We start from the raw sequence: 13,723 nt of genomic DNA on the forward strand, positions 1-13,723 counted from the left end.
GTGGCTTCGATGACCCTATGTCTGGCCGGCGGCAGTCTGCGTGAGTATCGGATCGGCGAACGGCGATTGCTGTTCCACGTTCCCACCACCAGCCTGTTCGAAATCGACGAGACGGCGGCCGCCGTCATGGACCAGTTCATCGGCGAAGGCAGCCTGTCCACCGAGGCGCTGATGGGCCGGCTGGCCGGCGCCTTCAGCCGTCAGGCCGTGAGCGAGGCGCTGAGCGATCTCGGTGCCCTGGGGGTGATCACGGCTCCCGGCGGCAATTCCTCGGGACGAGAGCCGCCCCGCGTGCCGGACAATGCGCTGACCACCCTGGTTCTCGGCCTGACCAACGGCTGCAATCTGGCCTGCTCCTATTGCTACAAGGAGGATTTGCGGCGCCCGGCCGATGCCCAGCGGATGTCCGCCGACGACGCGAGGGCCGCGGTGGACCTGCTGATCCGCGAATCGGGCGAGCGGCCGCGCATCAACATCACCTTTTTCGGCGGCGAGCCCCTGACCGCCCTGCCGACCATCCGCGAGACCGTGGCCCATGCCGAGGAGCGCGCCGCCGCGTCGGGCAAGCGGGTGGACTTCTCCATCACCACCAACGCCACGCTGCTCGACGACCACGCCATTGATTTCCTGGTGGCCCATAACGTCGCCGTCACCGTCAGCATGGACGGCCCCGCCGCGATCCACGACCGGAACCGTCGCACCGTCGGCGGCAAGGGAACCTATGACGTGGTCGCCGACCGGGCCCGGCGGCTGATCGGGCGCCATACCGCCCGGCCGGTGGGGGCGCGGGTCACCCTGACCGGCGGCGATGATATCGCGGCCATCCATCATCACCTGAAGAACGAGATCGGCTTTGCCGAGGTCGGCTTCGCGCCGGTCACGGCGGGACTGCCGGCCGGAATGCTCACCCCCGACCTGTTCGCCGGCATGGCTTCCCTTGCCGCCCGGTGGCGCGATGCCGCCCTCGAGGGGCGTGATATGGGATTCTCCAATATCGCCCAGATGGTCGGCAATCTGCATGAAGGGGTGTCGAAGCTGATCCCGTGCGGGGCCGGCCTGTCGCTGCTGGCGGTGGAGACCGACGGCTCCCTGGCGCTCTGCCATCGCTTCATCGGCAGCGAGATCCCGAAGATGGGGCACGTGCGGCACGGCATCGACCGTCAGGCGGCCGGCCAGGTGATCTCCGGAGCCCTCGACCGCGCCGCCGCCAATTGCGGCGACTGCCATGCCCGCCATCTGTGCGCCGGCGGCTGCTACCACGAATCCCATGTCCGCCACGGCGACATGTTCCGTCCCACCGACCATTACTGCGACCTGATGCGCGACTGGATCGATCTCGGCATCACCATCTACGGCGAGATCATGGCGGGCAACCCGTCCTTCCTGACCCGTCGCCACGGCCCCTCGGAGACCAGCTCATGAAGCACCTTAAGCCCATCAACCGCAAGGCGGAGCGCCTCGAGCAGGCGGCGGAGGACGGCCGGTCCGAGGAAGTCCGGGTCATGCAGGTCGTCAACGGCTGCACCTCGACTCTCGATCCCGGCTGGGAGGTGGACCCGTTCGGCGGCATCGCCGCGCTCTGCCAGCCGGTGGAGGCCGACCTTTATGGCTGCGCCGACCCCTGCTGGTGGCCGGCCCAGGTCCCCGATACCCAGAACACCGCACCGAACTGGGCCGATGCCGCGCCGTCGGGACTGCGCGACTGGCGCAGCCTGCAGCCCATTCATCGCAAGAAATAGCAGAGAGTCCCGCCATGAAGAGCCGCTCCCTGATCGCCATCCTGTCCTCGCTGTGCCTGTCCGCCATGATCGCCGCGTCGGCCCAGGCGCGGGACTATCTGCTGACCACCACCAAGCCCAACACCTTGCATCTGGTCGACGTGGCCGCCCGCAAGGTGGAGCGTTCCTATGTCATTCCGGGCGAGGGATCGCCGCTGGGCATGGTGGTCTCGCCCGACGGCAAGGTCGCCTACATGACCACCAATCACTGGGGCAGTCTGGTCGGCATCGATCTCGACAGCGGCAAGGAGGTGTTCCGCGCCGGATTCAGCCAGGGCGACATCCGGTCCCGCAACACCTTCGGCCTGGAAATCAGCCCCGACGGCAAGGAACTGTTCGTCATGCTGTCCGCCGCCCGCCTCGGCCAGGGCGAATACGAGGTTCTGGACTCCCACATCGCCGTCTATCGCGCCGATGCCGGCCTGGACGCCAGGCCGGCCCGCATCCTTCCCGTGCCGCGCCGCACCACCAGCCTTTTCATGTCCAAGGACGGCAGCCGCCTGTGGGCGCTGAGCTGGGACCTCTATACCCTCGACCCCGCCGACGGCCGGGTCCTCAAGGTGGACAAGGTGATCAACTGGGACCGCACCGACCGCACGCCGCCCGACGTGTTCGGCAACTGGCTGCAGCACGAGCAGACGGGCGTCTATGCCGGCCCGTACTACACCACGCGGCCCGATCTGGACCCCAAGGACCCGAACGCGTCGCGCACCGGCATGATGACCCTTGATCTCACCACCGGCGCGTTGACCATGGCCGAGTTCGAGAACACCGAGGCCATCATGTTCTCGACGGTGATCAATCCGGCGCGGCGCAACGAGACCTTTTCAGTCTACAACACCCTGACCAAGACCGATCTCGACACCAACACGCTGGTGAAGCGGGTCAAGCTTCCCCATACCTATTACTGCCTGAACGTCTCGGCCGACGGGCGCGAGATTTATGTCGGCGGCACCATGAACGACATCGGAATCTACTCGACCGAAACCCTGGAGCGGATCGGGCAGATTGACCTGCCCGGCGGCAACGACATGGGCGGCACCTGGATGCGGATGGTGAAGCGCGATCCATGAGTCACGGCGGCACGCTCAACACCCGCATGATCGGCCTGCTGGCCGCCCGTCGCTGGCGTCTCGCCGCGGTGCTGGGCCTGTCGCTGCTCGCGTCGGCCCTGGCCCTGGCCCCGCCCTGGCTGGCCAAGCTCCTGGTCGATGACGGACTGATCGGCCGGCGCATGGACCTGGTCGGCCTCTATTGCGCCCTGATGCTGGGAACCTCCCTGGTCTCCATGGCGGTGTCGGCGGGTAACCGCTGGCACTATCTCAGCCTGTCGGGCGAGATTCTGTTCGCGCTGCGGGAACAGGTGCTGGCCCATCTCCGCCGGCTTCCCCCCGACTTCGTCGCCCGGCGCGGAACGGGCGACATCCTGTCGCGCATCGACGGGGACGTGGCGGAAATTCAGCGCTTCACCGTCGACAGCCTGTTGGCCGCCGTCAATGCCACCCTGGTCCTGATCGGATTGCTGACCGTGATGGCGGCCATCAGTCCGCTTCTCATGGTGCCGGCCCTGGTGCTGCTGCCGCTGCAGATTGTCGCGGCCCGCCGGTTGCGGCCGCGCGTCGAGGCCATGACCCGCAAGCTGCGCGAAAGCAACGGCGAGATTTCCAGGTATCTGGTGGAGACGTTGCGGACCCTCAAGCTGATTTCGGTCATGGGGGGCGCCGAGCGGGATCAGGCCCGCTTCGCCGGCCTTAACCGGAGCTATCTGAACGAACTTCGCCGGACCGAGCTGTTCGCCCAAACGGCGGGCGGACTGCCGGCCCTGTTCAACGGACTGGCCGCCGCCGCCGTCTTTCTGCTGGGCGGGCGGATGATTCTGGAGGGCTCCCTCAGCCTCGGCGCATTGCTGGCCTTCAGCCTCTATCTCGGCCGGGCGGCCGGGCCGGTCAACACGCTGACCGGCCTGATCCTGGCTCAGCGCCGGGCGCGGGTCAGCCTGCAGCGGGTGGCGGAAATCCTCGATCAGCCGCCGGGCGTCGAGCCGCCCGCCCGGCCCCGGCCGCTGCCCTCCGACGCCAAGGGGGAAATCAGCCTTTGCCGCATCGGGTTCGGCTATCCCGGTGGAAAGCCGGTCCTGAACAATGTTTCGGCGGAGTTCAGGGCCGGTTCCAAGATCGGGATCGTCGGTGCCTCCGGGGTGGGTAAAAGCACGCTGATCGACCTGCTTCACCGCCATTACGACCCCTGCGACGGGTCCATCCTCCTGGACGGCATCGATCTGCGCGACCTGGACACGGCGGTGCTGCGCCAGAGCATCGCGGTGGTGGACCAGGACACCATGCTGGTTTCGGGGTCGGTTGCCGACAATATCCGCCTCGCCTCGCCCGATGCCTCGGACGCAGCCATTGCCGAGGCCGCCCGGCTGGCCGGGCTGGAAGGCCTCGGCCTTACCCGCATCATCGGCGAGGGCGGGATTTCCCTGTCCGGCGGCGAGCGGCAGCGGGTGTCCATCGCCCGCGCCCTGCTTCGCCGTCCCCTGGTCCTGATTCTCGACGAGGCGACATCCGCCCTCGATCTGGGGGCCAGCCGCCGGATCGCCGCGACGATCGATACCCTGTTCGGAGACCGGACCCGAATCGTCATCTCCCATCATCCCGAAACCCTGTCAGGCGCGGATATCGTCCTCGAACTGAGCGGCCAAGGGCTGGTGCCCCACGCGTCGGAGCCCGCCGCATGACATCATCGCCGGCCATCGGCCTGATCGACACCGGAGTCAACGGACCGGCGGTCTCCGCCCGGCGGTTCTGGCTTGCCTCCGACGGGGCGGCGGCCAGCGGGCCGTCGCTGCCCGACGCCATGGGTCATGGAACCGTCCTGGCGGAACTGATCCGCGATCGCGTCCCCGGATGCGACCTGGTCTGCGCCCAGGTGTTCGACCAGCGCGGCGTCGCCTCGCCCCTGCTGGTGGCGTGCGGCATCCGCTGGCTGCTGGAGGCCGGCGTGCGGGTTATCAACATGAGCTTTGGACTGCGCGAGAATCGCGGCGTCCTGGCCGAGGCCTGCGCCGAAGCCATTGCCGCCGGGGCGATACTGGTGGCGTCGACTCCGGCCATGGGGGACCCGATCTTTCCGGCATCCTATCCCGGCGTGATCAAGGTGACCGGCGATGCCCGCTGCGACTTCCGCGAGGTTGCCGTCCTGGACGGCGAAAGAGCCGATTTCGGCGCCAATCCGAGGTTGCCCACCGGCCGGATGATTGCTGGGGCCAGCGTGGCCACCGCCAGGATCACCGCCGAACTCGCCGCCATTCTTTGCCAGGAGCCCGCGCTGGGCAATGCGGCCGTCCTGGCCCGGCTGCGGGCGGCGGCCCGTCACCGTGGGCCGCAGACGGAACATCTCGATGCCCGCTGAAGCCACCCTGGCCCTGGGGCTGATAGAATCCCGCCATCTGGATGCCCTTCTGGCCCAGGGGCGGCCCAGCCTGGACGTCTGCGTCCGGATTCTCGGCTGGCCCGCCGGCATGCCGAGGGGAGAGGCCGTCATCGGGCGGATCCACCTCGGTTCGGAATTCTGCGAAACCCTGATTCCCGCCGCGCCTCAGCTTCGGCACGCCCGCGACCTCTGCGAGCAGCACGGGTTGGGGCTGGCGGTAACGGCCTCGACCCTGTCGGATCGGGGCATTTCGGCTTTGTCCCCCCTTCTCGATCTGTTGCCGACGGGGGCGGAACTGGTGGTCAACGACTGGGGTTCCGCCCGGCTGGCCCGGCGGGAGCGCCCCGACCTCGGCCTGAGCGCCGGCCGGCTGCTGTGCAAGATGATCAAGGACCCGCGTCTTCCCAGCGAGGAGTGGGGGCGCCTTTACCCCCATGGGATCAATTCGGCTTCCTTTGCCGCCGTCCTGGAGCACCTTGGAATCGGGCGGATCGAGATGGATGCCCCGCCCTTCGCGCGGCCCGCCGATTTCCGGGCGGGCTCTCTCCGTGTCGGGGTTCACGCCGGGGCCGGCTTCTCGGTCAAGGGCCGCGCCTGCCGCACCGGGTCGCTGGGGCAGGCCCCGGAGGACAAGTTCACCAGCGGCCAGTCCTGCCGCCGGGAATGCCTCGCCTATGTGGATTCCCTGGCCCGCCCGGCGGCCGGTCCGGACGAACTGCACGCCTTTCAACGCGGCAATACGCTGTTCTACGCCCATTCTCCCGCCATGATCGCGGCGGTGGGCGAGGCCGTCGACGAGGGGTGGGTCGACCGCCTGATCCTGATGGGAGACTGGAATGAAAATCGTCGCTCCCATTAGCCGCGTCGAGGAGGTGGAGCCCCTGGCCAAAGCCGGGGCGGCGGAGATTTACTGCGGCATCGTCCCTCCCGAATGGACCGAACGCTTCCGCAGTTCGGGGGCCAATCGCCGGGCCTTCGGCAATCTTTCCTCCTACGACGATCTTGCCGCCGTCATCGATCTGGCCGACCGGCACGAGGTCGCGGTCTCCCTGGTGATGAACGCCCAGCACTATGGCGAGGCCCAGACCGAGGCCCTGCTCGACATGGCCGGGCGCTTCGCCGAACTGGGCGGGCGGTCGCTGATCGTCGGCGATGTGGGCCTGCTGTCGCGGCTGGGTCGGGCGGAAACCGGGCTGCGCCTGCACGCCAGTTCCCTGCTGGCCTGCCGCAACGGCGAGGCGGCCGGGTTCCTGGGCGACCTGGGGGCCTGCCGGGTGGTGTTTCCCCGCGACCTCACCCTGGCCGAGATGAAAGCCGTCGCCGGGGCCAACCGGCCACTGGAATTCGAGGCCTTCATTCTCAATGACGGCTGCGTCTTCGAGGAGGGAAACTGCCACACCATCCACTTGCCCGGCCGTCTCGGCGGGCCGATCTGCCTTGATCGCTATGACGCCGAGCATCGGCGGGTGGACGGACGCCCGCTGCGCGACGACGAGGCGGCGGGGTTCGCGGCCAATGACGCCGCCCACGCGGAATGGCTCTGGTATCGCTTCAGCTGCGGCTTCTCGGTCTCGCAGGACGGCTATCCCTTCGGTCCCTGCGGCCTGTGCGCCATCCCGGATCTGGCGGCGGCGGGCGTGTCGGCCATCAAGATCGCCGGGCGCGAGGGAAACCTGGAGCGCAAGGTCAACAGCGTCGCCATGGTCAAGGCCGCCCTCGACCGCCTGAATGATGCGGCCGGGCTCCGGCGATTCGCCAGGGACCTGCGGGGGCGCCCCGACCTCTGCGAAACCGGGTTCATGTGCTATTATCGCGAAACCATGCCTGCCAGGGTCTGGTAAGCACCCTTTTGCGAAAATCGCCCCACTTAACGGCTTGTCGTCGGAACTGGCATGGAAGCAGGTAAGGAAAATACCGCGGAAAGGCCGATGGTCAGCAAGGCTGTCTCGTCCGCCGGCGATCCGGATCATGCCGTCAGGGCGCTGCATTCGGCGCTCGGCATGCCGTCCCCCGGGCTGGTCCTGGTCTTCGCCTCCAGCCGCTACGAGCAGTCCCGCCTGGAACAGGCTTTCGACGAGGTCTTCGGGGATGTCCCGGTGATCGGCTGCTCCACCGACGGGGAAATCTCGAGCGACGGCTACATCAGCGGAGCCTTGACCAGCCTGGCCCTCGGCGATCAGGCCTGCGTCGTGTCCTCGGTCCTCCTTACCGGTGTTTCCCGGCGCGATCAGGGCGATTTCCGTGCCGCGGCCGAATCCCTGGTCGAGGACATGGAGAGCCGGGGCATCATACCGGCGCAGCACACCACCTTCGGCCTGCTGCTGATCAGCGGCGAGCACCGGATGGAAGAACAGGTGATCGGCGCCATCAACGCCGTCCTGGGCGGGTTGCAGGTCTTCGGCGGTTCCGCGCCGTCGGGCCGGGGCCGGTCGGGACCCGGCGCCGTCATCCATCAGGGCCGCTTCCATGCCGATGCGGCGGTCATCGCCCTGGTCAACACCAGCCTGCCGTTCAAGGTCTTTTCCGCCCAGCATTTCGTCGGAACCGGCGAGCAGGTGATCGTTACCGGCGCCGATCCCGACAACCGCATCGTCACCGAGCTGAACGGCGAATGCGCCGCCCTGGAATATGCCCGGCTGCTGGATCGCAACGTCGAGGATCTGCGGGCGTTCGACAGCATGCTGCCGCCCCTGATGGTGCGGATCGGCGGGGCATGGTATGCGCGCAGCATCGAGCGCATCACCCCCGACAACAGCCTCCACCTCGCCTGCGCCATCGACGAAGGGGTGCCGCTGTCGGTGGGGCGGAACGCCGGAATGCTGAACAACCTGCGGCAAACCCTGCAGGAGGTGAACCGGTCCATCGGCCCCCCCGCCGCCATTCTGGGGTTCGATTGCATCATGCGGCGGATCGAGGTCCAGTCCTCGGGGCTGCAGGACGACATGGCCCGCGCCTTCGCCGACGGCAACGTCATCGGATGCTCGGTGTTCGGCGAGCAATTCAACGGCCTGCACCTCAATCACACCTTCACGGGAGTGGCCTTCTCCAAGGTGCCCGCCCCCACGCCCGAGCAGGTCATCCACGGAGCCCAGGAAAACTGGGGCGAGGTGGAGCGCCTCGAGGGCGAGAACGCCAAGCTGCGCAAGACGGTCCGCGTCCTGCTGCAGCGGCTCGAGCGCAGCATGAACGTGCCGAGCGACACGTTCTCCCTGTTCCAGAACAATGTTCTGCTGGAAACCACCATCAAGCGGCGGACCGAGGAGCTTGCCGAACTCAACCGGCAGCTCAACTCGGAACTGGTGGCGCGCCGCGAGATGGAGGTGGCCCTGCTGGCCGCCAAGCAGGTGGCGGAAGAGGCCAGCCGCAGCAAGACCACCTTCCTGGCGGCCATCAGCCACGACCTGCAGCAGCCCTTGAACGCCGCGCGGCTGCTGCTGGGCGCCTTTACCCAGGAACGTCTGTCCAGTTCCGGCAAGGGGCTGCTTGACCGTATCGAGGGGGCGCTGGAAGCCGCCGAGGAAATGCTGGGCGACTTTCTCGACGTGGCCCGGCTGGAAGGCGGCGGCATCACCCCGCGCGTGACCGATGTCGACCTCGTGCCGTTGCTGACCCAACTGGAGGCGGAGTACGGCCCCCAGGCCAAGCGGCGGGGCCTCCGTCTGCGGGTGCGGCGATCGCCGGCGACGATCATGACCGACAGCCACCTGTTCCAGCGGATCTTGCGCAACCTCCTGGCCAATTCCATCCGCTATACCGAACGCGGCAGCATTCTGATCGGCTGCCGCTACCGGGCCGGCAAACTGCGGATCGAGGTCTGGGATACCGGCATCGGAATTCCGGCGGCGCAGATAGACGAGGTCTTCAAGCCGTTCCACCGGGCGAACGCCACGGGGGAATCAGGCTCCGGCCTGGGCCTGACCATCGCGCAGAACATGGCGGAGATGCTGGGGCATACCCTTTCCGTCAAATCGGTCGAGGGCAAGGGCACCGTCTTCAGCATCGACGTGGCGCGCGGCCAGCGCGCGGACAGTTCCCCCACCCCGCCGGCCGGATTCTCCATGCTGGCCGGCACGACCATCCTGATCATCGACGACGACCGGTCGTCCCGAGACGGCCTCGCCGCCGTCCTGCGCACCTGGGGGTGCGCCCCGCTTGCCGCCGCCAATGTCGCGGAGGCCGCGCTGCTGCGCTCGTCCCGCCCCAATCTGGCGATCATCGATTATCATCTTGGTGAAAATCTGACCGGCCTCGATGCCATCAATACCTTGTGGCCCAATCCCCGAGGCCGGCCGCCCGTCCTGATCGTATCCGCCAATTCGTCGCCATCGATCATCGATCATATCCGCAACTGCGGTTACGAATTTCTGGCCAAGCCCATCAATCCGGCCCGGCTGCGCCCGGCCGTCAGCTACCTCCTCAATCCGCCAAGGTGAACCGGCGCGGCCCGATGCTCTCGGCCGGTCAGGTAATCGTCCATGATGCCCGCCAGTTCCCGCGACTTTCTGCCGATGTCGCGGGCCTTGGCGTCGATGGAGACCAGTTCGGCGTCGTAGCGGACCAGACCGTTTTCGATACGGGTCATGATCTCGCCGATCTGCCCGGCGTTGCGGGCCAGTTGCCGGCTGTTGGCGGCGATTTCCTTGCAGTTCCGGTCGATCTCGGCAAAGGCGCGGTCAAGGCGGGCGATGGTCTCCTGCGCCCTGGTCCGGATGACGGCCATTCGGGTGGTGACGTGCATGGGGGCCTCCTGTCGTAAGGTGTCGCGGGGCATCAGGCGCAGCGCACGTTGGAGAGGAACGTCTCGACCTCGGCGTGGATGGCGGCGGCGTGGCGGGTCAGGCTTTCGGCCTCGCCGCGAACCCGGCCCGAGGCGCTGCCGGTCTGGCTGGCTTCCTCGGTCACGCCGTGGATGTGGCGGTTGACCTCCTCGGTGCCCCCGGCCGCCTGATTGGCGTTGCGGGCGATTTCCGAGGTGGCTGCGCTCTGCTGTTCCACCGCGGCGGCGATGGCGCTGCTGATTTCGTCCATGCGGCCGATGATCCCGGTGATCTCCTGCAGCGCTCCGGCGGTATGGGCACCGGCGCCTTGGACTTCGGACACATAGGTGGCGATTTCGCCGGTGGCCTTGGCGGTCTGCTGGGCCAGCTTCTTCACTTCGCTGGCGACCACGGCGAAGCCCTTGCCGCTGTCGCCGGCGCGGGCCGCCTCGACGGTGGCGTTCATGGCCAGCAGGCTGGTCTGGGCGGCGATGTCGGTGATCAGCCCCACCGCCTGACCGATGCGGTCGGTGCTGCTGGTCAGGCCGCCCACCAGGGAGTTGGTGCGCCGCGCCATCTCGACGGCTTGCCCGGCGATGCGGGTGGAATCGGCGACGCGGCGGCCGATCTCGGTGACCGAGGCGGACAGCTCCTCGGCGGCGGCGGCGACCGTCTGCACGTTGCAGGTGGCCTGGGTCGAGGCGGCGGCCACGGCGGCGGCCCGCTCGGAGGTCTTGGTGGCGATGCCGGCCATGGAGGTCGAGGTGCTGTCCAGCCGCCCCACCGCCTGGCCGAGGTCGCCGACCACCTTCAGGACATTGGCCTCGAACTGGCGGGCCGAATTCTCGATATTGCCGGCCCGGGCCAACTGGGCGAGGCGGGCGCGCTCCTGCTCGGTCGCCAGGGTCTCGGCACGGATCATGCCGTCGCGGAAGACCTCGACCGCGCCGGCCATGGCGCCGATCTCGTCCCGGCGCCCGATGCCGGGGATGGTGACCGCGTGGTCGCCGCCGGCCAGATGGGACATGGCGTCGGTCATGCCGGTGAGGGGAACCACCACGCCACGGGCCAGGACGACCGAGAACAGCATGCCGCCGGCCATGGCCGCCAGGGAGGCCAGGACCAGAGCCATGGTGAAGGTCGCGGCGCGCCGGTCGCTGTTCCGGCTGATTTCGGTGGCGGCGGCCTTCTGCAGGTTGCGGGCGGCGGCGGCCAGGGCGGCGAATTTCTCGCCGGTGGCCGGCATGTCGACCTCGACCACGCGGCGGCTGCTGGTGATGGTCGCGGCGGTCTGGCGCATGGCCTCGCGGAAGGCGGTGACGGCGGCCCGGGTCTCGACCAGCCCCTCGCGGTCGGCGGCACTGGTGGTGTGGGCATCAAGGCCGGCGGCCGTGGTGTCGAAGGCATTCAGAAGGCTCTCGCCCCGCTCGATGAAGGCGGGATCACCCATGGAGATGAAGCGGGAGACGTTGAGACGGGCCAGGGAGAGCTTCTCCTGGGCCACGGCGGCGTGGGCGACGAAGTCGACGCGGCCGGCGGCCAGGGCGTCGGCGAGGACCCGGCTCAGGGTCTGGGTGGCCTTTTCCGCCGAGCCCTGCTGCAGCTTGATGGACTCGTCGCGGCGCTGGCGGGCGGCGACCACCTGCTCGAACAGCCCGCGATAGCTGGTGGCCAGATCGCGCATCTCCATCAGGATGGCCCGGCGCTCGGCGTTGCGGTGGGTCGACACCGCCTCGTCCAGGCTGCTCACCAGGGAGGCCAGCAATTGGCCGGCCCGGTCGCGCATGCGGATGTCGCCGGAATTGGCGAAGCCCAGGACATTGCGCCGCGCCGCCGCGATGTCCCGGTCGATCTCGACGACGCGCTGGGCATTGGCCGAGATGCGGTTCACCTCGCCGAGGTCGGCCATCACGGTCTGGAGGGAGATGTATCCGAGGATCGCCAGGGCGGCGGCCAGGGCGCACAGCCCTCCCGCCAGGGAGTAGATGCGGGTCCGGATGGAGAAGCGGTCGAGCAGGGTGGGCTTGGTGGTCATGTCCTGAGACTCCCTTTGATGGGGGTGGTTGAACTCAGGATGCGGCAGGAGGCGGCTTTTACCATTCCGGCAGACGTATTCTCGCGGGTGACGGAGGTATGGCGGCGGCGAAGAAGCGCTAGACCTCCGTCTATCGACCGGGGCGGGCTTCGGCCAGAACCTGCGTGGTGGTCTCGGCCAGTTCCTGGCGGGTGAACGGCTTGGCCAGCACCGCCTGCGCGCCCAAGGCCCGCATGGCGTCGAAACGGCGATGCGACAGCCCGCCCAGTCCGCCGGTCATGGCGATCACCGGCAATCGGGGCTGCCGGTCCCGGATGGCGGCCAACAGCGACAGGCCGTCGCCGCCGGGCATGAAGACGTCGGTGACCACCAGATCGATGGTGCCGCTGTCCACGAGGTCGAGGCATTCGCGCCAATTGGCGGCGACCTCCACCCAGTGGCCTTGCCGTTCCAGCATGGTGGCCACCACCTCGCGATGAAGGGAATCGTCATCGGCGACGGCGATGCGGATCATGGCGCTCATCCTCAGGCCGCGCGTGCCGGGCGCCGCGGGGTGCGGCCGCTTAGGTAGTCGTCCATGATGGCGGCGAGGCGGCGGGATTTGTCGCCCAACTCGCCGATGCCGGTCTTGATGCCGGTCAGTTCGTGCTCGTAGCGCAACAGATTGGTCTCGATGCGCTTGACCGTGGCGTCCAGGGCGGCGGTGTTGTGGGCCAGCCTGCGGTTCTCTGCGGTGATGGAGCGATAGGCGGCGTCGATCTCGGTAAAAGAGCGCTTCATGGATTCAATGCTGCGGGCCAGGCTGTCCCGGCAGGTGAGCATGCGAGTGTCGACGGTCATGGCTGGCTCCCCAAAAGGCGTTCCCGGCGGATCGCTTTGCCAGGCAGGGGCAGCATGGGGCGAACCGGCGCCGTCCGCATTCCGGCAGACGTATTCCGGCGGGTGGCGAAGGTCTAGCGGGGTATAGGGTGGCAGCCTTACGCGGTGCCTTCGGGAACCAGGCCGCCGCGCACGGCGGTGACGGCGGCGTGGGAACGGTTCTTCACTCCCAGCTTTTGGAAGATACGGGTCAGGTGCAGCTTGATGGTGACTTCCTGCAGATCCAGGCGTCGGGCGATCTCCTTGTTGGAGGCGCCGGCGACGATCAGGGTCAGGACCTCCATCTCGCGCACGGTGAACTGGGACGGGTCCAGGCTCGGACCGCACGTGACGGCGGCCTTGGACGGCTGCGCCACGAATTCGGCCGGCACATAGGTGCCGCCCGCTTCCACCAGACTGATGGCGTGGATGAACACCCGGCTTTCCAGCGTTTTGGGCAGAAAGCCCTTGGCTCCCGCCGCGATGCAGGCGCGCACCGCGTCGTCGTCCGCCACCCCCGACATGACGACCACCGGGGTACCCTTGGCGGCGGTGATGGCGGCGGGAATGCCGTCGACGCCGTTCATGCCGGGCATGGAATAGTCGAGCATGACCAGATCCACCGTCTCCCGCTCGAGCAGGGCCAGCGTATCGTCCAGATTGCGGGCGGTATGAAACTGGCTGGCGGGAAAGGCCCGTTCCAATTGCCCCAGGACCGCTTCCAGATAGAGCGGATGATCGTCGGCGATGACGATTCGCATTGCGGCCCTCCCCCCATGCGAACTCAACTGGAAGTGTTCTACACCCTCCACTAGACGGAAGTCTAGCGAGCGCTGTACCGATGCCAGTCCGGCCTCGGCCAT

13 protein-coding genes are annotated in these 13,723 nt (G+C 68.0%); 8 read left to right on the forward strand and 5 right to left on the reverse strand.

From position 1 onward, the window contains the following. Positions 1-9 precede the first annotated feature (9 nt). The 8 genes from peaB (at position 10) to CP958_RS09275 (ending at position 9,643) form a co-directional block, all read left to right on the forward strand. Positions 10-1,422, forward strand: coding sequence for a quinohemoprotein amine dehydrogenase maturation protein (peaB, locus tag CP958_RS09240; protein WP_096701660.1), 1,413 nt, complete (start codon positions 10-12; stop codon positions 1,420-1,422). Beyond that, positions 1,419-1,739 carry a quinohemoprotein amine dehydrogenase subunit gamma gene (qhpC, locus tag CP958_RS09245; RefSeq protein ID WP_096701661.1) on the forward strand — a complete coding sequence of 107 codons (321 nt, stop codon included), beginning with the start codon at positions 1,419-1,421 and terminating at the stop codon, positions 1,737-1,739. Before peaB ends, qhpC begins: the two co-directional genes overlap by 4 nt. Positions 1,740-1,753: 14 nt before the next feature. After that, positions 1,754-2,851: a quinohemoprotein amine dehydrogenase subunit beta gene (gene peaD / locus CP958_RS09250; RefSeq protein ID WP_096701662.1), complete on the forward strand. Its 1,098-nt coding sequence runs from the start codon at positions 1,754-1,756 to the stop codon at positions 2,849-2,851. After that, the gene (locus CP958_RS09255; RefSeq protein WP_096701663.1) at positions 2,848-4,515 is read left to right on the forward strand and encodes an ABC transporter ATP-binding protein; all 1,668 of its coding nucleotides are present in this window, start codon (positions 2,848-2,850) and stop codon (positions 4,513-4,515) included. Before peaD ends, CP958_RS09255 begins: the two co-directional genes overlap by 4 nt. Further along, a complete protein-coding gene (locus CP958_RS09260; protein ID WP_096701664.1) occupies positions 4,512-5,189 on the forward strand; it encodes a S8 family serine peptidase in 678 nt (225 codons plus the stop codon). The genes CP958_RS09255 and CP958_RS09260 overlap by 4 nt, the downstream gene beginning before the upstream one ends. Then, entirely contained in the window at positions 5,179-6,069 is an 891-nt protein-coding gene (locus CP958_RS09265) for a hypothetical protein (RefSeq protein ID WP_096701665.1), read from the forward strand. Before CP958_RS09260 ends, CP958_RS09265 begins: the two co-directional genes overlap by 11 nt. Next, positions 6,047-7,051 carry a U32 family peptidase gene (locus CP958_RS09270; RefSeq protein ID WP_096701666.1) on the forward strand — a complete coding sequence of 335 codons (1,005 nt, stop codon included), beginning with the start codon at positions 6,047-6,049 and terminating at the stop codon, positions 7,049-7,051. The genes CP958_RS09265 and CP958_RS09270 overlap by 23 nt, the downstream gene beginning before the upstream one ends. Before the next feature lie 87 nt (positions 7,052-7,138). Beyond that, on the forward strand, positions 7,139-9,643 hold the full coding sequence (locus CP958_RS09275) for an FIST N-terminal domain-containing protein (protein WP_170958911.1): 2,505 nt from the start codon (positions 7,139-7,141) through the stop codon (positions 9,641-9,643). On the opposite strand, the gene CP958_RS09280 is transcribed toward CP958_RS09275, so the two are convergent. The 5 genes from CP958_RS09280 to CP958_RS09300 all read right to left on the reverse strand — a co-directional run bounded on the left by CP958_RS09280 (position 9,619) and on the right by CP958_RS09300 (position 13,621). Beyond that, a complete protein-coding gene (locus CP958_RS09280) occupies positions 9,619-9,948 on the reverse strand; it encodes a hypothetical protein (protein ID WP_096701668.1) in 330 nt (109 codons plus the stop codon). The two genes, CP958_RS09275 and CP958_RS09280, sit on opposite strands and share 25 nt — an antisense overlap. A gap of 32 nt (positions 9,949-9,980) precedes the next feature. Next, positions 9,981-12,002 carry a HAMP domain-containing methyl-accepting chemotaxis protein gene (locus CP958_RS09285; protein WP_096701669.1) on the reverse strand — a complete coding sequence of 674 codons (2,022 nt, stop codon included), beginning with the start codon at positions 12,000-12,002 and terminating at the stop codon, positions 9,981-9,983. A 130-nt stretch (positions 12,003-12,132) separates the two neighbouring features. Continuing rightward, positions 12,133-12,516 (reverse strand): response regulator, encoded by a 384-nt coding sequence (locus CP958_RS09290; RefSeq protein WP_170958912.1) that lies wholly within the window; start codon positions 12,514-12,516, stop codon positions 12,133-12,135. Between the two features lie 11 nt (positions 12,517-12,527). After that, positions 12,528-12,842, reverse strand: a complete 315-nt coding sequence (locus CP958_RS09295; protein ID WP_096701671.1) for a hypothetical protein — start codon at positions 12,840-12,842, stop codon at positions 12,528-12,530. Between the two features lie 137 nt (positions 12,843-12,979). Further along, positions 12,980-13,621 (reverse strand): response regulator transcription factor, encoded by a 642-nt coding sequence (locus tag CP958_RS09300; protein WP_096701672.1) that lies wholly within the window; start codon positions 13,619-13,621, stop codon positions 12,980-12,982. Positions 13,622-13,723 lie beyond the last annotated feature (102 nt).

It is taken from the genome of Magnetospirillum sp. 15-1 (genome assembly GCF_900184795.1).
In the GTDB taxonomy this organism is placed as follows: Bacteria; Pseudomonadota; Alphaproteobacteria; order Rhodospirillales; family Magnetospirillaceae; genus Phaeospirillum.